The organism is Nocardia glycosmidis (assembly GCF_052545115.1).
Genome location: NZ_JBQWRH010000006.1, coordinates 44,893 through 69,463, shown reverse-complemented (window position 1 = coordinate 69,463; position 24,571 = coordinate 44,893). Strand labels below are relative to the sequence as shown.

Below are 24,571 nucleotides of genomic sequence, written 5' to 3'. Positions count from 1 at the left end.
AGAAATCACAATTTACGCAAGCGCAGCCGGTTGATGCTGTGGTCGGCGTCTTTGCGCAATACCAGGGTGGCCCGCGGCCGGGTGGGCAGAATGTTCTCCACCAGATTGGGGCGGTTGGTGTTGTTCCAGATCTCCTGCGCGGCGGCGGTCGCCTGCTCGTCGGTGAATCCCGAGTAGTGGTGGAAATGCGCGTTCGGATCCGCGAACGCGGTCTCGCGCAGCGTGAGAAACCGTTGCACATACCACTTTTCGATATCCTCGATGCGCGCGTCGACGTAGATCGAGAAGTCGAACAGGTCCGAGACCATCAGTCGTGGACCGGTCTGCAGCACGTTGAGGCCCTCCACGATCAGAATGTCGGGCTGCCGTACGCAGTGCAGCTTCCCCGGCACGATGTCGTAAGAGATGTGTGAATACACGGGTGCGCAGACTTCCGCCGCACCGGATTTCACCTCGGTGACGAATCGCAGCAGCTTGCGACGGTCGTAGCTTTCCGGGAATCCCTTGCGGTGCATGACGCCGCGCCGGGTGAGTTCCGCGGTGGGATAGAGGAATCCGTCGGTGGTGACCAGATCGACGCGGGGATGGTGATCCCAGCGCGCGAGCAGTGCTTGCAGCACGCGGGCGGTGGTCGACTTGCCGACCGCGACGCTGCCCGCGACGCCGATCACGAACGGTACCTGATGATCCGGATGGGTTTCGCCGAGAAAGGTCGCGGTGGCGGCGAACAGGCGCTGGCGAGCGGCGACCTGCAGATGAATGAGCCGAGCGAGCGGGAGATAGACTTCCGCGACTTCCTCGAGATCGATCTGTTCTCCGAGGCCACGCAGCCCGATCAGTTCTTCCTGGGTGAGCACCAGGGGAGTCGACTTACGCAGGGTTCGCCACAGTTTCCGGTCGAATTCCACGTATGGACTCGGCTCGCTCATCCGTGCCACTTACCTGACACTCCCCTTCGGCAAACACGCACGGTTACCGCGCGGATCCGGTGAGATTCGGTCTAGCTGTCGCCGCATAGCCGAATTCTGCTCTCTGCCGTGCTGACGTGATGAGTGGGGTCTACTACCGGCCGGTAACCGGCTCGACGGCCGGATGGAAGCCGATTGTGCACCGACCGAAATGCAATTCCGAATGGGACTGAGTTTCGCCATACAAAATGCGCGGATCGCGCGCCTTCTCTCGGCTTCGGGCGCGGCGCCCGGTAGGGACCGGATCCAACTCGATGGCCAGCGCGGATCGAGCGAATCGCCGAGCAGGCGCGCCATCGGTCTCCTACGCGGCCGGGTGCGCCCGATCGATCCCGGCGCACAGCGTGCGTCCTCGGCACCTCGGCTCGACCGGGAAGCCCAAGGACGTGGAGGCACCGTCGAGATGGAGCGCCGGACGAGCGCGTCGTAGTGTTCATTCATGCGTCAGACCTATGCCAGGAAGCGACCGTGCAGCGATTCGAGCGGATTTTCGTCGCTGTCGCTGCCGATCCGTGCGCGATCGTCGATGCGATCGGCATCCTCGACGTCGCTGAACAGGACGTCGCAGCACAGGACGTCGCAGAACAGGACAGGGCACTGACCGCGCCGATCCGCCCTGCCGAGCCGAGCCAGGCTGCGCAGGTCGGTGTCACCATGCTGCCCGAGCTGCTGGCCGGGGCGGTGGAGAACAATCCGGACGGCGTCGCGGTGGTCTACGCGGACGCCTCGACGCGGCTGGGTGAGCTGGAATACGTCGACCTCGATGACCGGTCGACCCGGCTGGCTCGATTGCTGATCGACCGCGGCATCGGCCCGGAGGATCTGGTCGCGATCGGCATTCCGCGCTCGCTGGACTCGGTGCTCGCGGTGTGGGCCATCGCCAAGACCGGCGCCGGATTCGTGCCGGTGGACCCCAACTATCCGGCCGAGCGGGTCGCGCATATGGTCTCCGACTCGCGTGCGGTCTTGGGACTCACTATCGCCGAGGTACGACCGGATCTGCCCGAAGACGTGGACTGGCTGGTCATCGATGCCGAGAATGTCGATCGACGGGATGTCGATCGACGGCTCGACGACTACTCGGCCGCGCCGGTCACCGACGCGGATCGGACCCGTCCGTTGCGCGCCCAGCATCCGGCCTATGTCATCTACACCTCCGGATCGACCGGCAAGCCCAAAGGCGTGGTTGTCACGCAGGCCGGACTGTCCGGCTTCTGCGATGAACAGCGCGAGCGCTACCGGGTGACGAGCACGTCCCGCACATTGCATTTCGCTTCGCCGTCGTTCGACGCGTCGGTGCTGGAACTGCTGCTGGCGGTGGGCGGCGCCGCCACCATGATCGTGGCGGCGCCGACCGTCTACGGCGGTCCGGAACTGGCCGCGCTGCTGCGCCGGGAGCGGGTGACGCACGCGTTCATCACCCCCACGGCGCTGGCATCGGTCGACCCGACCGGACTGGACAAGCTGCGCGTCGTGGTGGCCGGTGGCGAGGCGTGCCCACCGGATCTGGTCCAACGCTGGACGATCCCGATTGCCGGGCGCCGCACCCGCGAGTTCTACAACGGATACGGGCCGACCGAGACCACGATCATGACCAATATCAGCGCGCCGCTGGTGCCGGGCGAGACCGTCACCATCGGCGGGCCGATCCGCGGCATCACCGAGTACGTGCTGGATCCGCGACTGAAGCCGGTGCCGGACCTGGTCGTCGGCGAGCTGTACATCACCGGCGCCCAACTGGCACGGGGATACCATGAGCGACCCGCGTTGACGGCCGCTCGGTTCGTGGCGAACCCGTTCGACCCGAGCGGAGCCCGGCTGTACCGCACCGGCGATCTGGTTCGGCGGACCGTCGATGGGCGGCTGGAGTATCTGGGCCGCAACGACTTCCAGGTCAAGATCCGCGGGTTCCGCATCGAACTCGGCGAGATCGACGCGGTGCTCGGCGCCCACGACACGGTCGACTTCGCGGTCACCGTCGGGCACGAACTTGCCAGTGGCGCAACGATTCTCGTTTCCTATGTGCACGCCGCCGCCGACGCGGTCGTCCGTCCCGACGAGCTCGTCGCGTTCGCCGAACGCAGCCTTCCCGCGCACATGGTGCCCACCACCGTCATGGTGCTGGACGAGATCCCGCTGACCCCGGTCGGCAAACTCGACCGCGCCGCGTTGCCCGCGCCGGTGCTGCAGGCGAAGCAATTCCGGGCGCCGTCCGGGCCGCTGGAAGAACTGGTCGCCGGCGCGTTCACCGCACTGCTGCGTCCCGCAGCGCCGGTCGGAGCCGACGACGATTTCTTCGAACTGGGTGGCAATTCGCTGATCGCCACCCGGCTCATCGCGCGGCTGGGAGCGGCACTGGACGCCCGCATTCCGGTGCGGTTGCTGTTCGAGGCGTCGACGGTGGCCGCCCTCGCGGCGCATCTGGGCACGAGCGGGACCGGGGCGGGCCGCCGGCCGTTGACCGCCGGTCCGCGCCCGGAGCGGATCCCGTTGTCCTTGGCGCAGCAGGGAATGTGGTTCCTCAACCGTTTCGACACCGCCTCGGTGGCTTACAACGTGCCGCTGGTGGTGCGGTTGAGCGGTGCCCTCGATACGGACGCGCTGCGAACGGCGATCGCGGATCTGGTGGCCCGGCACGAGATTCTGCGCACGATCTATCCACACCAGGACTCGGGTTCGGGGGACGCCCAGGATGCTCCGGTGCAGGTGATCCTGCCTGCGGCACAGGCGGTTCCGCAGCTCGAGGTCCGGGCTGTCCCGCCGGCCGACGTGACGGATGCCGTCGTCGCCTTGGTGAGTACCGCTTTCGACCTCACTACCGACGTACCGGTCCGGGTGGTGCTGTTCGACCTGAACGGCGCGAACCCGGATCACTCCGGTGCCGCGCCCGAGTATGTGCTGGCGATGGTGGTGCACCACATCGCCGCTGACGGGTCGTCGATCGGCCCGCTGACCCGGGACCTGATGACCGCGTACTCGGCGCGCTGTGCCGGAGCAGCTCCGGCTCGGTCGCCGTTGCCGGTGCAGTATGCCGACTACAGCCTGTGGCAGCGGGAGCTGCTCGGCGCGGAGGATGATCCGGAATCGTTGGCGGCGGAGCAGATCGCCTACTGGAAGCAGGCGCTGGCCGGGTTGCCGGATCAGCTCGACCTGCCGTCGGATCGGCCGCGTCCGCTGACGCGCTCCTACGCGGGCGGCGGGGTCGCGCTGCGGATCGATGCCGAAACCCACCGTGCGCTGGTGGAATTGGCGCGGGCCGAGGGCGCGACGTTGTTCATGGTCGTGCACACGGCGTTGGCCGTGCTGCTGGCGCGGTTGTCCGGCACCGACGACATCGCGATCGGTTCGCCGGTCGCCGGGCGGGGCGAGGCGGTACTCGACGACCTGGTCGGCATGTTCATCAACACCCTGGTCTTCCGGACCCGCTACGACGCCGGGGAGACCTTCACCGACCTGCTCGGGCGGCAGCGCAAGGCCGATATCCAGGCGTTCGCGCATGCGGACGTACCGTTCGAGCGGCTGGTCGACGTGCTGAAACCGGTCCGGTCGACAGCGCGGCATCCGCTGTATCAAGTGGCACTATCGTTCCAGAATCTGGAGCCCGTCGCGCTGGAGCTGCCGGATCTCACGGTCTCGGGTCTGGATATCGGTACCGAGGTGTCGCAGTTCGATCTGCACTGGATGGTGGGTGACACCTACGACGGTGCGGGCACGCCGAGCGGGATCGGCGGCGTGGTCAGCTACGCCGCCGACATGTTCGACCACGACACGGTGCAGAGCTTTGTCGACCGGTTCGTGCGTCTGCTGTCCGCGATTGCCGCCGAACCCACGGCGGTGCTCGGTGATATCGACGTGATCGATGCGGCCGAACGCGTGCGGCTGCTGTCCGACGCGGTCGACACCGCTCACCCTGTGCCGGACCGTATCTTGCTGACCGGCTACCGCCATGCCGTTGCCGCGACACCGGATGCGGTGGCTGTGGTGCACGACGAGACGGTCTGGACCTATCGGGAATTCGACGCGCGGGTCAACCGCTTGGCCCGGTACCTGATCGGGCAGGGGATCGGTCCCGAGTCCGTGGTCGCCCTGGCGCTGCCGCGGTCGCCGGGGTTGCTGGTCGCGATGTATGCGGTGCTGACCGCGGGAGGCGCGTACCTGCCGCTCGACCTCGATCATCCCGCCGGCCGGCTCGCGTACGTGCTGGAAGTGGCCGAACCCGTGTGCGTGCTCACCGGCAACGGCAATCCGGTCCCCGGTTCCGGGGACCCGGTCCTCGATGTCCCGGTCCTCGATGTCCCGGTCCTCGATATTGACGCCCTGGATCTGTCGGCATACGCCGCCGATCCCGTCGCCACCGGCGAGTTGCGTGCACCCCTGCGTGCGGACCATCCGGCATATGTGCTGTTCACGTCGGGATCGACCGGGCGCCCCAAGGGGGTGATGGTGTCGCATGGCGCGATCACCAACCAGATCGAATGGATGGCGGCGCAGTATTCGTTCGCGCCGGACGACGTCTACCTGCAGAAGACGGCTACCACGTTCGACGTGTCGTTGTGGGGCTTCTTCGCTCCGCTGTCGGTGGGTGCGCGATTGGTGCTCGCCGCGCCGGGCGGTCAACGGGATCCGGAGTACATCGCAGGTCTGATCGCCGCCCACCGCGTGACGATCACCGACTTCGTCCCCTCTGTGCTGCAGGTGTTCCTGGCCGCCGCCGCAGTGGAGCAATTGGCGTCGCTGCGTGCGGTTTTCGTTATCGGGGAGGCTTTGCCGCCCAGCACCGTCGCCGATTTCGCCGCGCTGTCGAGTGCGGGATTGCACAACTTGTACGGCCCAACCGAAGCGGCGGTGTCCGTGACGTATTGGCCCGCGTCGACGAATGACCGGGCCACTGTGCCGATCGGTGTCGCGGAGTGGAATACGCGGACCTATGTCCTGGATTCCCGGTTGCGTCTCGTCCCGGCCGGCGTAGTCGGCGAATTGTATTTGGCGGGAGACCAGTTGGCGCGCGGCTACCTACGGCGTGCGGACTTGACCGCGGATCGATTCGTCGCCGACCCCTTCGGCCCGGCGGGCGCACGAATGTACCGGACCGGTGATCTTGTGCGCCGCCGTGCCGGTGTCCGCGGTCCCTCCGTATCGACCCAGACCGGGTTGACGCAGACCGCGTCGACCCAGACGGTGTCCACCCAGACCGTGTTTACCCAGACCCCGGCCCCCGGACCGGACGCCACCGCCGGTGGCGTACTGGAGTATCTCGGCCGCAGTGACTTCCAGGCGAAGATCCGTGGCCACCGGATCGAGCTGGGGGAGATCGAGGCCGCGCTGCTGGCCGAGCCATCCGTCGCCCAGGCGGTGGTCGTGGTTACGGCGTCGGAGAGCGGTGACCAGCTGGTCGCCTATGTGGTCGCGGCCACCGACGTCGCGGCCGACGCTCTGCGCGAGTCGCTGGCGCAGGTGTTGCCCTCGTACATGGTGCCGTCGGCCATCATGCTGCTCGACTCCTTCCCGGTGAACGACAGCGGGAAGCTCGATCGTGCCGCGCTGCCGAAGCCGGTGTTCCGGGCGCGCGAGTTCGTCGCGCCGGCGACTCCGACGGAGCGGGCGGTCGCGGAGGTGTTCGTCGATGTCCTCGCCATCGCGCGTGCGGGCGCCGAGGACGATTTCTTCGATCTCGGCGGCACGTCGCTGCTGGCGTTCACGTTGCAGCGCGCGCTGACCGCACGGCTCGGCATCGACGTGCCGATGGCGGCACTGTTCACCGCACCCACCGTGCGCGGCCTGGCGGCCCGTATCGACAACCTGGACGAGCCGGCAATCCCGGCCGACGACTCCGAGACCATCGCCACCGATGCCGTTCTGGAGCCCGAGATCGACGGTGCCGGCGCCGCGCCGGTGCGCTCGGCAACCCCGATGGATGTGCTGCTCACCGGTGCGACCGGATTCGTGGGAGCGCACCTGCTGCGGGAATTGCTGGCCAGCACCCCGGCTCGCGTCTGGTGCCTGGTACGCAGCGACGATGACGAGCGGGCATACAAGCGGATTCGTAATGCCCTCGAGAAATACCGCATCTGGGATGACGCCTACGAGACCCGTATCGTCGCTGTCGCAGGTGATCTGGCGGCTCCCCGCTTCGGGCTCGGCGACACCGGCTATGACCGGCTGGTGGACCGGATCGACGTGATTTACCACAACGGAGCTCGGGTGAACCACATCGAGCCCTATTCGCGGCTGCGTGCCGCCAACGTGGCGGGCACCCGAGAGGTGTTGCGGCTGGCGACCACCGGCCGGATCAAACCGGTGCATTTCGTGTCCACCGTCAATGCCGTGATTCCCGCCGCCCCCGCACCGGATTTCCGCGGTGGCGAGGACACGGTGGTGCGGGTCGGCGAGGTGTCCCGGAACGGGTACGTGGCCAGTAAATGGGTTGCCGAGCAACTGGTCCGGCAGGCCGGTGAACGCGGTGTGCCGGTAAGCATCTACCGGCCCGGAATCGTCTGCGGCGATCCGCGGATCGGTGTGAACAGTGCGGACGACTCGTTCTGGAACATGATCCGCGCGGCCGCCATCCTGGGGCTCGCGCCCGACACCGGCGACGCCGACACGGCGCTGGTACCGGTGAACTACGTCGTCGGCGCCATCGTGGCGCTGGCGGCCGAAGCCACCAGCGGGGCGGCCTATCATCTGGTGAACTCGCAGCGGGTGGCGATTCGCGACATCTTCGAATCCCTACGCAGGCACGCGATCCCGGTCGCGATCGCCTCGGTCGAGGAGATCGGCGCCAGACTGGCCGCGGAAGCGGCGGCGCGCGACGCGGCCGGCGACGACTCGCTGGTGCGTGCCGCCCTGGTCAGCGGCAATTACGGCGGTGTGGCAATCGCCGTCGATGACACCCGGACTCGTATGGAGCTCGCCGGGCACGGGATCCATTGTCCGCCGATCGATTCGGCTGCGCTGGACGCGTATGTCGAGTCCTTCATCGACTCGGGGTTCTTTCCCGTCCCGCGCGATGCAAGTGCACGTTGAGTGATCAGCCACCCATTCGGAAGGAAGCCATGACCGAACAAGCCGAGTCACGTCCCGCCGCCGCGTCGGGCACCTTCGCCCTCGGCGGCGATCTCCCGGTTCATCGCCTTGGTTACGGCGCGATGCAGCTCACCGGCCCCGGGGTGTGGGGCGACCCGAAGGACCCGGATGAGGCCATTCGTGTTCTCCGCCGTGCCGTGGAACTCGGTATCACCTTCATCGACACCGCGGATTCCTACGGTCCGTTCGTCAGCGAAACGCTGATCCGCCAGGCCCTGCATCCCTACGCCGACGACCTGGTCATCGCGACCAAAGCCGGACTCACCCGGTCGGGTCCCGGTGACTGGCGTCCGGTCGGCCGCCCCGAATACCTGCGTCAGCAGCTCGAACTGAGCCTGCGCCATCTCGGCCTCGACCGGATCGATTTGTATCAACTGCACCGGATCGACCCGAAAGTGCCGCTGGCAGACCAACTCGGTGAGCTGGCGCTGCTGCGCCAAGAGGGCAAGATCCGCCACATCGGCCTCTCCGAGGTGACTGTCGCCCAGGTCGAGCAGGCCCGCAAGATCGTCGACATCGTCTCGGTGCAGAACATGTACAACCTGGCCAACCGCGGCGCCGAGGACCTGCTGGAGTACGCCGAGGCGAACGACATCGCCTTCATCCCCTGGTTCCCCATGGCGACCGGTGATCTCGCCCGTCCCGGTGGCGTCCTGGACAGCTTCACCCGTGCGGACGCCAGCCCATCCCAGCTCGCGCTCGCCTGGCTGCTGCGCCGCTCGCCGGTCCTGCTGCCCATCCCGGGCACCGCCAGCGTGGCGCATCTGGAAGAGAACACCGCGGCGGCCACCATCACGCTCACCGATGCCGAATACACCGCCTTGTCCGAGGTCAGTGCTCCCGCGCCGCGCGAGCGGCGCTTCCGGCTGCCGAAACTGAGCCGCAGCTGATCGAACAACTCGCCGACAAGCGATTTCGCTGTTCGGGCGATAGAGTGCGGCAAACCGGGATCAATGAGAGCAGCAGGATGCGCGATTCACAGTTGGTGGCAAATGACGCCTCCTATTACTACTTCACGCGCTCGGGTCGCGTCACCGACTGGACGATATGGTGGGTGTTCGACAACGAGACCGGTGCGCCGCCGACCGCCGCCGACTTGGCCCACCACATCCGTGAGCGGGCTGAGCTGCTCGAACCGCTGCGCCGCCGGATTCATGAGGTGCCCGGCGGGCTCGGGCATCCATTCTGGGGTGTCGACGACAGTCCGATAGACAGTCACGTCGTCACCCATGCGGCGGAGCTGGACTGGGTGGGATGTCTCGACCGGATCGGGAGCATCCTGGAGCGACCGCTCGATGCCCGGGTCAGCACCTGGCAGCTGCACCTGTTCCCCGGCGTATCCGGCGTACCGACGCTGAGCGGCTCGGGCACCGTGGTGATGATGCTGGTCAGCCATGCGCTGATGGCGGGCCCGGCGGTGCCGTCGCTGTCGCAAGCGTTGTTCGCTTCCGCGCCCGCACCGCTGCGGATCGAGGGGCTCGGGTCTGCCGCCAAGCGCCTGGGCCCGCGCCTGAACCTGGCCGCCGCGGGCGGCGTATTGCGGTGGCCGTTGCAGGTGATGCGTTTCAACGCCCGGGTCCGGGCCGAAAACCGCCGGATCGCCCGCACCGGCGACGACGGCGGGCCGCAGACGCCGCCGCGCAGCAAGACGGTGTTCAACCGACGAATCGGTCCCCGACGCGCCGTGCGGTCGATTCCGTTGAAACTAAGGGACTTTCGGGCACCGGGGATCACGGTGACGTCGGTCGGCCTGACAGCGATCTCCCGGGCCATGCAGCGTTATCTCGAAAAGCAGGATGGGTGCCCGGACGATCTGGCGGCGTTCGTGACCGTAGCGGTGCCGGCCGCACGGGCGCTGGGTGTCAATCACGTTGGCGCCGACGTCGTCGACTTGTTCCCAGGAGAACCCGACCTCGCCAGCCGTGCGCGGGCGGTCGACGCCATGCTGCGGGTACGCCGTCAGTCGTCGTCGAGCCGCCGCGAACTCACTCGACTGGAGTTGGTCGACCTGCTTCCGAGCCGCGTGTATCGGGCCAGGTTCGGCACGCTTCCGCCGGCCGAACCGCCGGCGCCCGATGTCGCGCATACGATCTTGACCAGCATTCGGTGCGAGTCGAATGCCGAATGGTCGTTGCTGGGCAGGCCGTTTCGCTTCGGGGGCGGCACGCCGCCGGTATACCCGGACATCGGTCTGGCACACTCGTTCCTCGGCGTGGGAGACAGTTTTACCGTGACCGTGGCGTGTGATCCGGCGATTGTCCCTGACCTGGATGATTACATCGACATCCTGCGGGAATCGTTCCACGAAATCGCTGCCGTCATCGGCGAGACGGACTGAGGATCGTCGGTCGTGCCCCGCCCCGCACTGTGTGCGTCCGTTCGGCGCGCTAGTGTCGGCTGGCATGGAAGCGCATCCGCTCGTCACCGAATACCTGCGGCTCGGCCTCGCCTTCGATCGGCTCGAGGAAGGGTTCGTCGACGCCTACACCGGTGATCCCGCGCTGCGGCTCGCCGTGGAGAACGCGCCCGCGCCGCAGCCACGCGAGTTGGCCCGCCGGGCCGGCGCATTGCGCGCCGCGGTGCCGGATGCCGGGTTGTCGCCGCAGCGTGCGGAATTTCTCGACGTGCACTTGCGTGCGCTGGAATGTTCCGGTCGCAAGTTCGCCGGCGACGAAATCGGCTTCGTCGAGGAGGTCCGCGCCTATTTCGACGTCGACATCGCACCCGGCGAGGTGGCGGACTATCGCGACGCGCACCGGCAGATGGACGAAGTGCTCGCCGGAAGCGGCTCGCTGGCCGAACGAATGGCCGCCCACCGCAAGGCCGACGAGATCCCACCGGAGCGACTGCAGGTCTGCGTCGAGGCGTTTTCCAGTGCGCTGCGCGAGTTGGTCCGCGCCCGCTACCCGCTGCCCGACCACGAGCATGTGACCTATGAGGTGGTCGGCGACAAGCCTTGGTCCGGATTCAATTACTACCTGGGCAATTACCACTCTCGGGTCGCCATCAACTCCGACCTCGAGCAGCACATGGCACACCTGCCGCAGCTGATCGCACACGAGTCGTACCCGGGGCACCACACCGAGCACTGCCGCAAGGAGGCCGGGCTGGTCGCCGACGGGCAGGCCGAGCAGACACTGTTCCTGGTGAATACACCCCAGTGCCTGATGGCCGAAGGTCTGGCCGATCTGGCGCTGCGCTCGATCGTCGGGCCGGACTGGGGGAAGTGGGCGCAAGAGATCTACGCCGATCTCGGCCTGCGCTTCGATGGGGAACGGGCCGAACGACTTTCGAATGCTTCGGCCAAGCTGCTCGGTGTGCGTCAGGACGCCGCGCTGCTCTTGCACGACCGGCGGCGCACCCCCGACGAGGTGGCGGAGTTCTTGCAGACCTGGAGCCTGGTGACACCGCAGCGGGCCCGGCAGTCGCTGCGGTTCCTGTCCTCGCCGCTGTGGCGGGCCTACATCTCCACCTATGTGGAGGGCTATCGGCTGCTGGGCGGATGGCTCGATCGCGCGGTCGACGCCGACGACCGGGCCGACCGGTTCCGCAGGCTGCTCGACGAACCGCTCACACCGGGCGCGGTGCGCGCCGCCGCGTAAGCGACAGCGGCGAACTGGGCGCGGCGCGTGGTCGCGTCCGGCGCAGGCATCAGGACGTGATCACGGCGGCGGCTGGCCCTGACGTCGCGTTGTGCGATGCGGCGATATATCGCCCGTCGCGGCAGCACATGGAGTGTCGTACGTCACGGCTGCGCGGTAAGTTGTCCGGTTGTCCGGGCGAGGGATGAACCCCCTGCTCGGAGCTCGGACCTCGGCCCATAGACTGAGGCCGTGACGCCGACGACCGCCTCTGTCAATACCCAGTCTCTCGGTGAGCTCGATCCGGAGCTCGCTGCCGCGATGGCAGGCGAGCTCGCCCGGGAACGGGACACCCTGGAGATGATCGCCTCCGAGAACTTCGTGCCGCGCGCGGTGCTGCAGGCGCAGGGCAGCGTGCTCACCAACAAGTACGCCGAAGGTTACCCGGGGCGGCGTTATTACGGCGGGTGCGAGGCCGTCGACGTGGTGGAGAACCTGGCGCGCGACCGCGCGAAAGAGCTGTTCGGCGCGGAATTCGCCAACGTGCAACCGCATTCCGGCGCGCAAGCGAACGCCGCGGTGCTGATGTCGCTGATGGAACCGGGCGACAAACTGCTCGGCCTCGACCTCGCGCACGGCGGTCACCTCACGCACGGCATGCGGCTGAACTTCTCCGGCAAGCTCTACGAGGTGCACTCCTATGGGGTGAGCAAGGAAGACCACCGCGTCGACATGGACGAGGTGCGCGCGATCGCGCTGGGCGCGCGTCCGAAGGTGATCGTGGCGGGCTGGTCGGCCTACCCGCGCCATCAGGACTTCGCGGCGTTCCGCTCGATCGCCGACGAAGTGGGTGCCTATCTGTGGGTGGACATGGCGCACTTCGCCGGTTTGGTCGCCGCCGGGCTGCACCCCTCACCGGTGCCGCACGCCCACGTGGTGTCCTCGACCGTGCACAAGACGCTCGGTGGCCCGCGCTCGGGTCTGATCCTGGCCAAGCAGGAGCACGCCAAGAAGCTGAACAGCGCGGTGTTCCCCGGTCAGCAGGGCGGGCCGCTCATGCACGCCATCGCGGCCAAGGCCGTCGCCTTCAAAATCGCCGCGACCGAGGAGTTCCGCAACCGCCAGGAGCGCACCCTGTCGGGCGCGAAGATCCTGGCCGAGCGCCTGACCGCCGCGGACGTCAAGGACAAGGGCATCAGCGTGCTCACCGGCGGCACCGACGTGCACCTCGTGCTGGTCGACCTGCGCAACTCCGAACTCGACGGCCAGCAGGGCGAAGACCTGCTGCACGAGATCGGTATCACGGTGAACCGCAACGCCGTTCCGTTCGACCCGCGTCCGCCGATAGTCACCTCGGGTCTGCGCATCGGCACCGCGGCCTTGGCCACCCGTGGCTTCGGCGACACCGAGTTCACCGAGGTCGCCGACATCATCGCCACCGCGCTGGCCCGCACCACCGACCTGGACTCGCTGCGCGCCCGGGTGGGCAAGCTGGCCAAGGACGTCCCGCTGTATGACGGTCTGGAGGACTGGCGCATCCTCGGCTGAGCCGCCATCGCTTCGCGCATCCGGTGCGGTCAACCGGATGTGCGAAGCGCGGCCGGCGCGCAGTGTGACGTTTGCTCGGGCACGACGTCGCACGGTGATGCTCAGGAACCAGGCAGTTCGATGCCTTTGACGGCGGCCACCTCGGGCTCGGAAATGCTTCGATGTCGTCCCGAGTTTTCATGGCCTCAAAACTACGAGCCGACTCGGCGACCTGGCACTAGCGGTCGATGCGCGCTTTGGCGCGCACGATCGCCTCGTCCAGGTACCGGGCGATGTCGCCGCTGGTACCGGGGCGGATCATCAGTGCGCGATTGGCCGGGACCTCGCAGTAGCGGCCGTCGGGCGTATCGATCCAGCGCAGGCGGCCGGTGCACAGCGGTTGCGCGTTGCGCGGACCGAGTAGCACGACGGCGGTGCCGCGCGTGGTGGCGGACTGGTGCCAGAAGCGCCGGTAGCGTTGCTTGATCTGATCGGCGGGCGCGTTGCCGAACACGTCGGGGCGATCGTCGCCGAGGTCGTCGAGCAGAAAGCTCTTCTCACTCGCGGTGCCGGCCGGGGTTTCCGGCAGCAGGCGCACCAGTTCGGTGGCGAGTTGGTCGGTCCGATAGCGGCGTAGCCGGACTCGGCCACCATCCGGCGCCGGGGATTGCTCGGCGAGCACACCAGAGCCGGTCCGGGTGCCGCAGGCGACAGCCCGCAGTTCGACGCCGTCGCGGGTGTTGTCGTAGCCGACCAGTTCGATGCGCCAGTCGGGCCGGGCCAGCGTGCTGATCGCGGCGCGCAGCGGCAGCCGCTCATCACCTTCCAGTTCGGCGCGGAACTCGTGCTGGTAAGTCTGGTACTCGCGTAGGCCGGGAAACCGGCTGGTGAACCGGAATGGGAACGGCATGCGATCCAGGCCGGTGCCGAACCACGCCGCGGCGAACTGCTCGGCCGACAGTGTCCACGGCGCCATCATCGCTCGCCGAGCGCCGACGGTACCGTTGGTTTCACCTCGCCGAGCAACTCCTTCGCATGCTCTTCGGTGCGTAGGTATTTCGGCGATTTGTGCTCGTCGTCCGTGCCCCTGCTGTGGATACCGGGCGGGATCATGCCCGAGTATGTCGAGACGCCGGGCGCGGCGGGGCGGCCCGGCACAGACGGTGGTGTCGGCGTCGCGGCGACGTTGGGTGGTGCGGCGCGGGAGGTGCCTGGTCGCGATTGGTTGTCGTGGTCCGCGGTGATACTCGTGCGACCGAGCGGGCCGGGTATGCCCGGCCCACTCGGCGGGGTGTTGAGTGAGTTCGGCGGGACATTGAGTGGGTTCGGCGGGACATTGAGTGGGTTCGGCGGGGTGTTGAGTGGGTTCGGCGGGGTGTTGGCTGAGCTCGGTGTAACAGCGACGGGCGCCGTCGGCTGTGGCATGGTGGGCACGGCCGGGGTGGCGGGCGTTGTCGGCAGTGGCATCGTGGGCGCGATCGGGGTGGCCGAGCCGGATGGCGCGAGCCTCACGGTGGACGCCGCCGTGGTCGACGTTTCAATGTCCTGATTGTGCGGAACTGCCTGGGCCGGAACCACTTCCGGATCAATTTCGAACATCGGCCCCGCTTGCTCGGCGGGGTTTGCTTTCGTGTCAGCGCCGCCGGAAAGGTCGCTGACCTCAGCGGGGGACGTGTTGCCGGAGACGGCGGCGTCGCTGCGGCCGGCACCGTTCGATATCGCCTGTGGTCTGACGTTCGTAGCCGCCTCCGTGCCGTTCCCGGCGATGAAAGCCGATGGCGCGGCGGCGGGTGCGAGTGGGCCGGGCAGGGTGGGGATGGCGGATGCGGTGGTCCCGTACGGCTGAACGTATTGGGTATGCATCTCGTCGCGGGCCTGTTCCTCCCGAGAGTTACGCTGCCACGGATCGGCCGGATTGCCGGAGGTGTCCGGCACGTCCGATACCGACAGCTTGAACTTCGCCGCGGCGTTCGCCGCCGTTGATAACGGCCCGCTCTGCGCCGCCAATGCCTCGCTGAAATCACCCAACCGTGCCACGTAGTCCTGTACGGCACGCACCGCGCTCTCCGCCGCCGCCCCCTCCCAATGTTGTCGTACCGCTTTCTTGATCGCGGTTTCGAATTCTTGCCCAGCGCTCGTCACCGTTGCCGCGATGCCCGCCCATGCGTCGAGCGCATCGCCGAGCTCGGCCGGATTCATCGCGTCGGCCGCCTGTTCGATCTCGGCGAGCGAGAAGCTCTGGGCGTTTTCCGGATTGGTGATCGCTCGGCCGTCGGTCTGTCTCATGAGCGCTTCCCCCTGATTTTCAGCTGCCAGAAGGCAGCGGCGGTGCGATTGTCTGGGCGATGTCACACGGCTTGGGGCGACGCCATGGTGGCGAAGCCGCCCTTCAACCAGCGCCTACCACACTGAACGGCCTTCATCTGTTCAGTTCCCGTATCTCGGCTGCGAACTCGGTGTCGGTGCGGTGATAGGTGTCGCTGATGGTCTTGAACAATGCCCGGAGTTCTTCGGCGACGGTGACGTAGTCGCTCAGAATGTCGTAGGCGTTGTTCGGGCCTCCGAATGCCTTCTCGCGGAACAGCCGCACCAGTTCGACCGCGGACGAGAGGCGCGGATTGCCTTCACCCAATCCCCACGATGTCTTCTCGCCGAGCTCGCGTGCGTCCGCGCGAGCGCCGGTGAGCTGGTTGATCAACTCCTGGCACGCCCGGTCGATCTCGCAGAACCCCTGCGGACCCATCCGCACCCGTAGCGCCCCGGTTTTCGCAGCCTCGACGTAACCGGGAAATGGGCTGTCCACCATTGCCGCCCCCTTCCGTCAGTGGTGTCTGACCATATAGACGCGTCCCGTCCCGCTCCGGTTCCATCGGAAACACTGCGGATTCCGCGAACGCGCGCCCCCACGACACTCGATGCGGCGCCGGAGGAGTCGGCGCAGATTCCGCGGCGTTGCGGCCACACCTCGACCGGGCGCGGTCCACGATGCCTCGACCGCGGATCCAAGTGCAGCAGCGGGCCGGCCGTCCGTCGCCGTATCCAGGCCGCGATCACCATCGGCGATACATATGGGCGTGCCTATACCGTCTGCTGTCGCCGTACCCGGGGCAGGTTCGGCGTCGAGCGTTCCGCCCGGCGGGCCGGGCCGAGTGGCGTCAGGGCGGCTGACGAACTCTCAGCCCGCGTCCCGGACGCCGACCAAGGCCGGGTAGTCCCGCAGGTCGATGTCTTCGGCGGCGTGGTCGCCGTATTTCGCCATCAGGCCGAACAGTGGAGATCCGAGGAACCAGTTGCGGGCTCTGATGCCGAGGCGGGTCTTCGGAGCCAGGAACGGCCCGATGTTGCTGTTGCCTGCGATCTTCGCGTAGCGCGTCATGATCTCGTCATAGCGGCCGAATGCCACCGTGTGATCGCCATCGGCCAGCGCCAACTCGCCCGCGATGACGTACGCGCCGACCACGGCGAGTCCGGTGCCGAAGCCGCCCAGTGTGTTTCCGTATGCGGAGTCGCCGACCAGCGCGACGCGCCCTCTGGTGTAGCGGCCGGCCATCCGAACTTGGCTGATCGAGTCCAGATAGACGTCATCGAAGTCGGCCAGTTCCGCGAGCATCCGCGGCAGTTCCCATCCCACGTCGGCGTAGCTATCCATGAGCACGCGCCGCTGGGCGGCGCGGTCGTCGCGTGGGTAGTCGAGTTCGGGAGCGGCGAACAGGTACATCTGTTGCGCCTTCGGTCCGCCGCTGATCGCCAGCCGGCCAGGAGCGTTGTGAGCGTAGGCGGTCGCCCGTTCCCGCGGGCCGGTCGTCTCCGTGCTCCACGGGCTGGCGCCTGCGACGGCGTAGTAATAACCCAGGTACTTCACGAAATCTCGCTCCGGGCCGAAAGCCAGCGCCCGTACCCGGGAATGCATGCCGTCCGCCCCGAAGACGAGGTCGAAGATGCGTGCGGGCGCGTGCTCGAACTCGACATGAACGCCGTCCCCGGTCTCGGTCAGCGTGGTGATCGAATCACCGAACAGATATTCGCAGTGGTCGGCGGTGCGTCGGTAGAGGATCTCGGACAAGTCGCCGCGCAGGATCTCCACGTCGCCGCCGGTGAAATCGCCCGGCATCAGGGCGAGCCGCGTGCCGCGCTGGTCGATGAACACGGTGTCGGTGGTGCCGGTCTTGTGTTCTTCGACCGCGTCCAGGATGCCCATCCGTTGCAGGACGGTGCGGTGGGTATGGCCTTTGAAATCGACGGCCTGCCCGCCGGGGCGCAAGGCGGGAGCTCGCTCGACGACGGTGACGGCGAATCCGTAGCGATGCAGCCAATGGGCCAGGGCGGGTCCGGCGATGCCGGCGCCGGAGAGCAGGACGGTGGTGTTGTGCATGAGTATCAGCTCCCGAGTAATTAGTGTCCATAGGAAACTGTATCCATTGGACGCAAAATAGAGTATGGTAGACACAGTTCTACGTCAAGTCGTTTTCCGGAAGGACTCGCCTCATGCCGACACCGACCGCCCTGGAACTGCTCTGGGGCACGCAGCAGCGCCCCAAACGCGGGCCGAAACCCGCGCTGTCGGTGGAACGGATCGTCGCGGAGGCGGTCGCGCTCGCTGATGCCGAGGGCTTGGCCAACCTGTCCATGCAGCGGCTGGCCGAGCGCTTGGGGTTCACGAAGATGTCGCTGTACCGCTACATTCCCGGCAAGGCCGAACTCGTCGCGCTCATGGTGGATACCGCGCTCGGCGCGCCCCCGCAGATTTCCGGGTCGGCCCCGGGCGAGGAGCCTTGGCGCGACCAACTCGGCGTGTGGTGCGAGACGCTCTACCAGCGCTTCAGCGATCATCCCTGGTCGCTGGAGGTGTCGGTGGGCGTACGGCCGATCGGCCCGAACGAGATGGCCTGGATGGAATCCGCCCTCGGCGCGCTCGCCGAAACCGGACTCACCCACGCCGAACGCCTGGACGCCATCGTCCTGCTGACCGGCCACGCGCGCAGTCTGGTGCAGCAGGTGCGCGGGCTGGACGCCGAGGCGTTCGAGAAACAGATCGCGCAGCAGTTCGCCGAGATGGTCGCCGCCGCGGCCGATCGTTACCCGGCGGCGGCCGCCGCGTTCGCCGAGGAAGGCGCGGCCGCGGGTGGGGAAGGCGCGCTGCGGTTCGGCATCGAGCGCATCCTCGATGGACTTGCCGTGCTCATCGCGCGTCGTCGCTGACCAGCGCGGCTTACGCTCGGAATATGACCGACGAACCCGACCTGAAACAGGACTCGATCACCACGGTGCGGGAGTTCTTCGCCGCGCTGGCACTGGGCGCGCCGGAGGAGGCCATCGACCTCCTGCACCCGGACGTCGTCTGGAAGAACACCTCGCTGCCCGATGTGCGCGGCGCCGGCCGGGCTGGCGGCGTACTGCGCGGCCTACGCCGCGAGTGGCTCGGCTTCGGTGCCGACATGCACCACATCGCCGCCGACGGTGACATCGTGCTCACCGATCGCACCGATTACCTGCGCTTCGGGCCGGTGCGCATCGGGTTCTGGGTGACGGGCACGTTCGAGCTACACGAGGGCCGAATCATCCTGTGGCACGACCATTTCAGCTGGGAGAACTTCCTCGGTGGCACAGCTGTCGGCCTCTGGCGGGCGGCAATGGCGCGTGGTAACCAGCGCGGCTGATGCGCGGACTCACGTGGAGTGCTGGGTCAGGTACTCCAGGTAGACCGGCCGCAACACCTCGGCAACCGCGCTGTCACCCGCGTGGATGTAGTCGTCGATCATGGGCAGCACATATTTGATGTCCGCCTCGCTCTCGCCGACATTGCCCGCGGCGGCCTCCGCGGCCGGGATCGAGGTGAGCAGCCGCCAGAGGAACTTGACGTCACCGCGCCGCACGGCCAACTTCATCGCTCGGTCGTGCAGCTCCTTCGACGACAGCTTCTCCAAATCCTTGTTACCGGACATACCAGCGACTCTATCCGCCGGATCGGGCGGGCGGCGACTGCGTGGCGTATCCCGGCAAAATGTCGGCACCGTGCTGCGATGACTACCATGACACGCCGACCGCCGCCCGGATTCCGGGTGAAACGCGTCTACGAGACACCGGACCTGGGCGACGGCGCCCGCGTGCTGGTCGACCGCCTCTGGCCGAGAGGGATCAGCAAGGCGCAAGCCCGGGTCGACCGCTGGCCCAAGGAGCTCACCCCGTCCACCGAACTGCGGCGCTGGTTGCACGCCGACCGGGATGCCCGCGCCACCGAGTTCGTCCGCCGCTATCGGGCCGAACTCGCGACTGCGCAGGCTCAGCAAGATCTGCGGGAATTGCGCGCGCTGGCCGCCGAAGGTCCGGTCACTTTGCTCACCGCCGTACAGGATCCGGCGAACAGCCATGTCACGGTACTGCTCGACCTGCTGCGTTGAGCCTGGCGACCGTCCGGTTTACGACAAATTCACGGACCTGCCGCCCTGTCTCCGAGCGCGCACGCGAGGTTCGCAGGTAGCGTCGAATGTGCGGGCCGCGGCGGTGTGGCTCGTACGGGAGGTCCTGACCGTGACTGAGTTGCTCAGTACGAGGGGGCCGGCACCCGGCCCTAGTGGCACCTGACGGCAACGTCGGGCCCATCAGGACGGACCGGTCCAGCGCGATCGTTCGTGCGAGTGCCGCACGAACACAGAGGAGCCCACCGTGACTGCTGCACGCTCCGTTCCCGCTCCCTCGGCGAACTCCCGCTCCGCGAAAGGCGGAGCCGCCGCGAAGGGGGCCCGCCCCTCGCAATTACCCGGCAAAACCTTCGTCATCGACACGTCGGTCCTGCTGTCGGATCCTTGGTCCTTCACCAGGTTCGGCGAGTACGACGTGGTGTTACCGCTGGTGGTCATCAGTGAACTCGAAGCCAAACGGCACCATCACGAGCTGGGCTGGTTCGCGCGGGAAGCCCTGCGCAACCTGGACGATCTGCGCCTGCAGTACGGCAGGCTGGATCAGCAGGTGCCGATCGGCACCGAGGGCGGAACGTTGCAGGTGGAACTGAACCACACCGATCCCGCGGTCCTCCCGGTCGGGTTCCGCACCGACACCAACGATTCCCGAATCCTCGCCTGTGCGCTCAACCTGGCGGCGGAGGGACGCGAAGTGGTCCTGGTGTCCAAGGACATTCCGCTGCGCGTCAAGGCCGGTGCGGTGGGCTTGGACGCCGACGAATACCACGCACAGGACGTGATCACCTCCGGCTGGTCCGGGATGGTGGAGCTGGATGTCAGCTCGTCCCAGATCGATCAGCTCTACGCCGAGTCCGCGATAGATCTGGACCAAGCGCGAGAACTGCCCTGCCACACCGGTATCCGGTTGCTCGGCAGCAGCTCCAGTGCCCTCGGCCGGATCACCCCGGACAAGCGGGTGCAGCTGGTGCGCGAGCGTGAAGCGTTCGGGTTGCACGGTCGCTCCGCCGAGCAGCGGATCGCACTCGACCTGCTGCTGGACGAGAGCGTCGGCATCGTCTCGCTCGGCGGCCGGGCCGGCACCGGCAAGTCCGCGCTCGCGTTGACCGCGGGTCTGGAGGCGGTGCTGGAACGGCGCACCCAACGCAAGGTGGTGGTATTCCGTCCGCTATACGCGGTCGGCGGCCAAGAACTCGGCTACCTGCCCGGCACCGAGAGCGAAAAGATGGGTCCGTGGGCGCAGGCGGTGTTCGACACGCTCGACGGGCTGGCCAGCCGTGAGGTGCTGGAGGAGGTGCTCAGCCGCGACATGCTGGAGGTGTTGCCGCTGACCCACATTCGTGGGCGGTCGCTGCACGACTCCTTCGTGATCGTCGACGAAGCCCAGTCGCTGGAGCGGAATGTGCTGCTCACGGTGCTCAGCCGGCTCGGAACCGGGTCCCGGGTGGTGCTCACGCACGACGTGGCCCAGCGGGACAATCTCCGCGTCGGCAGGCATGACGGCGTCGCGGCGGTGATCGAAAAGTTGAAGGGCCACCCACTTTTCGCGCACATCACACTGACCCGCAGCGAGCGGTCGCCGATCGCGGCGTTGGTCACGGAGATGCTGGAGGAGTACGGCCCCAACGCTTGACTCGGCGTGTCGTCCAGCGGCGTGTTTCACCTCATATCCGGCGGGTATTATCCGCCGCGATAGCTGTTCGGTATGACCCGGTGATCGCTTGTCGATCGCCGGGTCATTTCCGGCAATCGGCCGAGGCTACGCACGCCGTCACCGAGCCCGTGGTGTGCCGGTAGCCCTTTGCGAGAGGATGGACATGCACCACTTCGCTCGACGAACGGCTGGATTCACCGCAGTGCTCGCCGCGGCGGGGCTGGTCGCGGCCGGCTGCGGCAACGATGACAACACGCAGACCGGTGCCACTACGACCGGCAGGTTCACCACCATCGCGTCACCGACCACCACCGCCATGCACCACACCACGACGCGGGACAACTCCGACCGCACCACGGGCACACCGGGCGCCGCCGCGGACGAGACCAGGATCATGACCCCGAGCGGGGAGATCGCCGTGTCCGGCGACATCTATGACAAGTACGTGCAGAACGGTGGCCCGACCGGACCGCTCGGCCTTCCCCTGGCAGCCGAGCAGGACGGCCCCGCCGAGGGCGAATACCAGGACTTCGCCGGCGGCACGATCTCCCAGGCCAAGGACGGCGAACCGCATATCGTGTGGGGCGAGATCCGCAAGGCATGGGAGGACAACGGCGGCGCGCAGGGCAAGCTCGGCTACCCGATCAGCGACGAGAAGGACATCCCCGGCGGTAAGCAGAGCGATTTCGCCGGCGGCACCATCACCTGGGTGGACGGTACTATCACCGTCACGCCGAAGTCGTAACCCGGTATTCGGCGTCCGGGACCGGCGGTCCCGGACTGCCAGTCGACCCCATCCATCCACCCCGCGCTTCGCGGGCCGAACCGCAAGGTTGTCTCGGTGCAAACTCTCCTGACCGATCGCGAACTGCTCGAATCGCTCGCGGTGGACGTAGAACTGATTCTGCGCAAGCACATCGACGCCGCCGACGGGTGGCAGCCACACGACTTCGTGCCGTGGGATAACGGGCGTAACTTCGCATTCCTCGGCGGCATCGACTGGACGCCGGAACAGTCCGAGCTGAGCGAAACCGCCAGACTGGCCTTGACCGTCTCCGTGCTGATCGCCGACAACCTGCCCTCATATCACCGGGAGGTGGGCAAGTACCTGCGCACCGGTGCGTGGTGGCGCTGGGTCGGGCGCTGGACGGCCGAGGAGAACCGGCACGAGATCATGATCCGCAACTACCTCATGGTCACCAGGGCGGTCGACCCGGTGGAGCTGGAGCGGTTGCGCATGGAGCAGATGACCAAGGGCTTCCGCCGCCCGGCGATGCATCTGCTCGACGCGCTGGCCACCTGCGCGTTCGAGGAGGCCAGCAGCGCGCTGCGGCATCGCAACATCGCGGCGCTCCAGGAAAACCCGCAGGTCACCGCGATCGCCGAGCGGATCGCGCTGGATGACGAACTGCAGTCGGCAGTCTTCGCCGATCTGATCGCGGCAGCACTGGAGCTGGTCCCGGACCAGGCCATGCGCGCGATCGCGGACCGAGTCGCCGGTTTCGAAGTCCCCGCCATAATCCTCCCGGACGGCCGCAGCAGCGACGAAGTGCTGGCCGCGGCCGGCGTCTACGATCGCGCCGCAGAGGGCGAACTGGTCTTCGCTCCGCTGCTGAAGCGGTGGAACGTCTTCACCCGCACCGATTTCGGTCCGGACGGCCGGCTGGCGCGCGACGAACTCGCGCACTTGTCCGCCGCTGCGGGGCTTTAGGCCGTACAGGTTGGGAGACAACGGGTTTGCGTTCAGGGCCTGCGCTGGGAGTCGCGCGGGTCCTGGGCGTACCCGGTGAGTTACCCATGTCTCCGCGAAATCAGCTGATGGGTTAGCTAGGCGAATAAGTAGTCGCGTCGGCCGAACGCCACCCCGTTTCGGTGCGATGCGGCGTTCGTTCTGGTCAGGCCGGGTCTTCTGGCTTCGCCATGGCGAGCACGTCGAGTCGGCGGTCGAGTTCCTCCTCGGTCAGTTTCGCACCGATCAGTCCGCGGTCGACGACGGTCTGACGAATCGTCTTCTTCTCTCTGAGCGCTTCCTTGGCGACCGCGGCCGCCTCCTCGTACCCGATCGCGGAGTTCAGCGGAGTGACGATAGATGGGGAGGACTCGGCGAGGGAGCGCAGATGCTCGACGTTGGCGACCAAGCCGCGCACGCATTTGTCGGCGAACAGGCGGGAAACATTGGCCAGCAGGCGAATCGACTCCAGCAGGTTGCGCGCCATCACCGGGATGTACACGTTCAGCTCGAAGGCGCCGCCCGCGCCCGCGAAGGCGACCGCGGCGTCGTTGCCGATCACTTGCGCGCCCACCTGGGTAACCGCCTCGGGCAGCACGGGATTCACCTTGCCCGGCATGATCGAGCTGCCCGGCTGCAGATCGGGCAGCTGGATCTCGGCCAGCCCGGTCAGCGGGCCCGAGCCCATCCAGCGGATGTCGTTGGCGATCTTGGTCAGGCTCACCGCGATCGTGCGCAGCGCGCCGGAGGCCTCGACCAGCCCGTCCCGCGCGGCCTGCGCCTCGAAGTGGTCCTCGGCCTCGCGCAGCGCGTCGATGCCGGTGGCGCGCACCAGCTCCGCGACGACCTTCGCGCCGAAGCCTTCCGGCGCGTTGAGCCCGGTGCCGACTGCCGTTCCGCCGATCGGCAGCTCGCCCAGCCGCGGCAGCGTCGCCATGATGCGGTCGATACTCGCCGCCACCTGGCGGGTGTAACCGCCGAACTCCTGGCCCAGGGTCACCGGGACGGCGTCCATGAGATGAGTGCGGCCGGACTTCACCACAGTGCGCCACTCGGTCGACTTGTCCAGCAGCGCCAGGCGCAGATGCTCCAGTGCGGGCACCAGATCGGTGATGACGGCCTCGGTGGCAGCGAGATGCGTCGCGGTGGGGAAGGTGTCGTTCGACGACTGCGACATGTTCACATGGTCGTTCGGGTGTACCGTGACGCCCCGGGCCTCGGCCAGCGAAGCGATCACCTCATTGGCGTTCATGTTCGAGCTGGTACCGGAACCGGTCTGGAAGACGTCGATCGGGAATTGGTCGTCGTGCTTGCCGTCGGCGATCTCGCCGGCCGCCTCGATGATGGCGTCGGCCTGCACCGGATCGAGCAGACCCAGCTCGCGGTTCACCGTGGCGCACGCCGCTTTCAACAGGCCGAGCGCGCGAATCTGGCCGCGTTCCAAGCCGCGTCCGCTGATCGGGAAGTTCTCCACGGCCCGCTGAGTCTGCGCTCGCCACAACGCGTCCACCGGAACCCGAACCTCGCCCATGGTGTCGTGTTCGATGCGGTACTGCGTCTGCTCGGTCATGCCGTAATCCTATTTGCAACGTCTGCGGCGCTGCGTTGTTCGC

At 67.4% G+C, this 24,571-nt stretch carries 18 protein-coding genes; 11 read left to right on the top strand and 7 right to left on the bottom strand.

The genetic code is table 11. The annotated features are described in order from the left end of the window. Positions 1–5: 5 nt before the first annotated feature. Positions 6–938 carry a type I pantothenate kinase gene (coaA, locus tag ACT86A_RS09665; RefSeq protein ID WP_445091692.1) on the bottom strand — a complete coding sequence of 311 codons (933 nt, stop codon included), beginning with the start codon at positions 936–938 and terminating at the stop codon, positions 6–8. A 498-nt stretch (positions 939–1,436) separates the two neighbouring features. Here coaA and ACT86A_RS09660 point away from each other — a divergent pair, with 498 nt between their 5' ends. The 5 genes from ACT86A_RS09660 (at position 1,437) to glyA (ending at position 13,180) form a co-directional block, all read left to right on the top strand. Continuing rightward, positions 1,437–7,991 carry a non-ribosomal peptide synthetase gene (locus ACT86A_RS09660; RefSeq protein WP_445091691.1) on the top strand — a complete coding sequence of 2,185 codons (6,555 nt, stop codon included), beginning with the start codon at positions 1,437–1,439 and terminating at the stop codon, positions 7,989–7,991. Between the two features lie 29 nt (positions 7,992–8,020). Then, complete coding sequence (locus tag ACT86A_RS09655; protein ID WP_445091690.1) at positions 8,021–8,941, top strand: aldo/keto reductase; 921 nt, start codon at positions 8,021–8,023, stop codon at positions 8,939–8,941. A gap of 77 nt (positions 8,942–9,018) precedes the next feature. Next, positions 9,019–10,389, top strand: coding sequence for a wax ester/triacylglycerol synthase domain-containing protein (locus ACT86A_RS09650; protein WP_445091689.1), 1,371 nt, complete (start codon positions 9,019–9,021; stop codon positions 10,387–10,389). Positions 10,390–10,453: 64 nt separating this feature from the next. Beyond that, entirely contained in the window at positions 10,454–11,653 is a 1,200-nt protein-coding gene (locus tag ACT86A_RS09645) for a DUF885 domain-containing protein (protein ID WP_445091688.1), read from the top strand. Positions 11,654–11,884: 231 nt separating this feature from the next. Then, entirely contained in the window at positions 11,885–13,180 is a 1,296-nt protein-coding gene (gene glyA / locus ACT86A_RS09640; protein ID WP_445091687.1) for a serine hydroxymethyltransferase, read from the top strand. 217 nt (positions 13,181–13,397) lie between these two features. On the opposite strand, the gene ACT86A_RS09635 is transcribed toward glyA, so the two are convergent. From ACT86A_RS09635 to ACT86A_RS09620, 4 genes are all read right to left on the bottom strand, one after another. After that, entirely contained in the window at positions 13,398–14,135 is a 738-nt protein-coding gene (locus ACT86A_RS09635; protein WP_445091686.1) for an ESX secretion-associated protein EspG, read from the bottom strand. Further along, positions 14,135–15,445, bottom strand: coding sequence for a WXG100 family type VII secretion target (locus tag ACT86A_RS09630; RefSeq protein ID WP_445091685.1), 1,311 nt, complete (start codon positions 15,443–15,445; stop codon positions 14,135–14,137). The genes ACT86A_RS09635 and ACT86A_RS09630 overlap by 1 nt, the downstream gene beginning before the upstream one ends. 133 nt (positions 15,446–15,578) lie before the next feature. Continuing rightward, a complete protein-coding gene (locus ACT86A_RS09625) occupies positions 15,579–15,965 on the bottom strand; it encodes a hypothetical protein (RefSeq protein WP_445091684.1) in 387 nt (128 codons plus the stop codon). A gap of 369 nt (positions 15,966–16,334) precedes the next feature. Beyond that, on the bottom strand, positions 16,335–17,531 hold the full coding sequence (locus ACT86A_RS09620; RefSeq protein ID WP_445091683.1) for an FAD-dependent monooxygenase: 1,197 nt from the start codon (positions 17,529–17,531) through the stop codon (positions 16,335–16,337). A gap of 113 nt (positions 17,532–17,644) precedes the next feature. Here ACT86A_RS09620 and ACT86A_RS09615 point away from each other — a divergent pair, with 113 nt between their 5' ends. Both ACT86A_RS09615 and ACT86A_RS09610 read left to right on the top strand, forming a co-directional pair. Next, a complete protein-coding gene (locus tag ACT86A_RS09615; protein ID WP_445091682.1) occupies positions 17,645–18,358 on the top strand; it encodes a TetR/AcrR family transcriptional regulator in 714 nt (237 codons plus the stop codon). Positions 18,359–18,381: 23 nt separating this feature from the next. Further along, positions 18,382–18,816, top strand: a complete 435-nt coding sequence (locus ACT86A_RS09610; RefSeq protein WP_445091681.1) for a limonene-1,2-epoxide hydrolase family protein — start codon at positions 18,382–18,384, stop codon at positions 18,814–18,816. Positions 18,817–18,825: 9 nt separating this feature from the next. Here the strand turns inward: ACT86A_RS09610 and ACT86A_RS09605 are convergent, their stop codons facing one another. Beyond that, a complete protein-coding gene (locus tag ACT86A_RS09605) occupies positions 18,826–19,101 on the bottom strand; it encodes a hypothetical protein (RefSeq protein WP_445091680.1) in 276 nt (91 codons plus the stop codon). 87 nt (positions 19,102–19,188) lie between these two features. Between ACT86A_RS09605 and ACT86A_RS09600 the strand changes: the two genes are divergently transcribed. The 4 genes from ACT86A_RS09600 (at position 19,189) to ACT86A_RS09585 (ending at position 22,940) form a co-directional block, all read left to right on the top strand. Then, complete coding sequence (locus ACT86A_RS09600; RefSeq protein ID WP_445091679.1) at positions 19,189–19,557, top strand: DUF488 domain-containing protein; 369 nt, start codon at positions 19,189–19,191, stop codon at positions 19,555–19,557. 376 nt (positions 19,558–19,933) lie between these two features. Next, positions 19,934–21,208: an RNA 5'-3' helicase PhoH2 gene (phoH2, locus tag ACT86A_RS09595; protein ID WP_445091876.1), complete on the top strand. Its 1,275-nt coding sequence runs from the start codon at positions 19,934–19,936 to the stop codon at positions 21,206–21,208. A 184-nt stretch (positions 21,209–21,392) separates the two neighbouring features. Continuing rightward, positions 21,393–21,974: an LGFP repeat-containing protein gene (locus tag ACT86A_RS09590; RefSeq protein ID WP_445091678.1), complete on the top strand. Its 582-nt coding sequence runs from the start codon at positions 21,393–21,395 to the stop codon at positions 21,972–21,974. A gap of 96 nt (positions 21,975–22,070) precedes the next feature. Further along, positions 22,071–22,940: an acyl-ACP desaturase gene (locus ACT86A_RS09585; protein ID WP_445091677.1), complete on the top strand. Its 870-nt coding sequence runs from the start codon at positions 22,071–22,073 to the stop codon at positions 22,938–22,940. A gap of 184 nt (positions 22,941–23,124) precedes the next feature. Here ACT86A_RS09585 and ACT86A_RS09580 read toward each other — a convergent pair whose 3' ends face one another. Next, positions 23,125–24,528 (bottom strand): class II fumarate hydratase, encoded by a 1,404-nt coding sequence (locus ACT86A_RS09580; protein WP_445091676.1) that lies wholly within the window; start codon positions 24,526–24,528, stop codon positions 23,125–23,127. Positions 24,529–24,571: the final 43 nt, after the last annotated feature.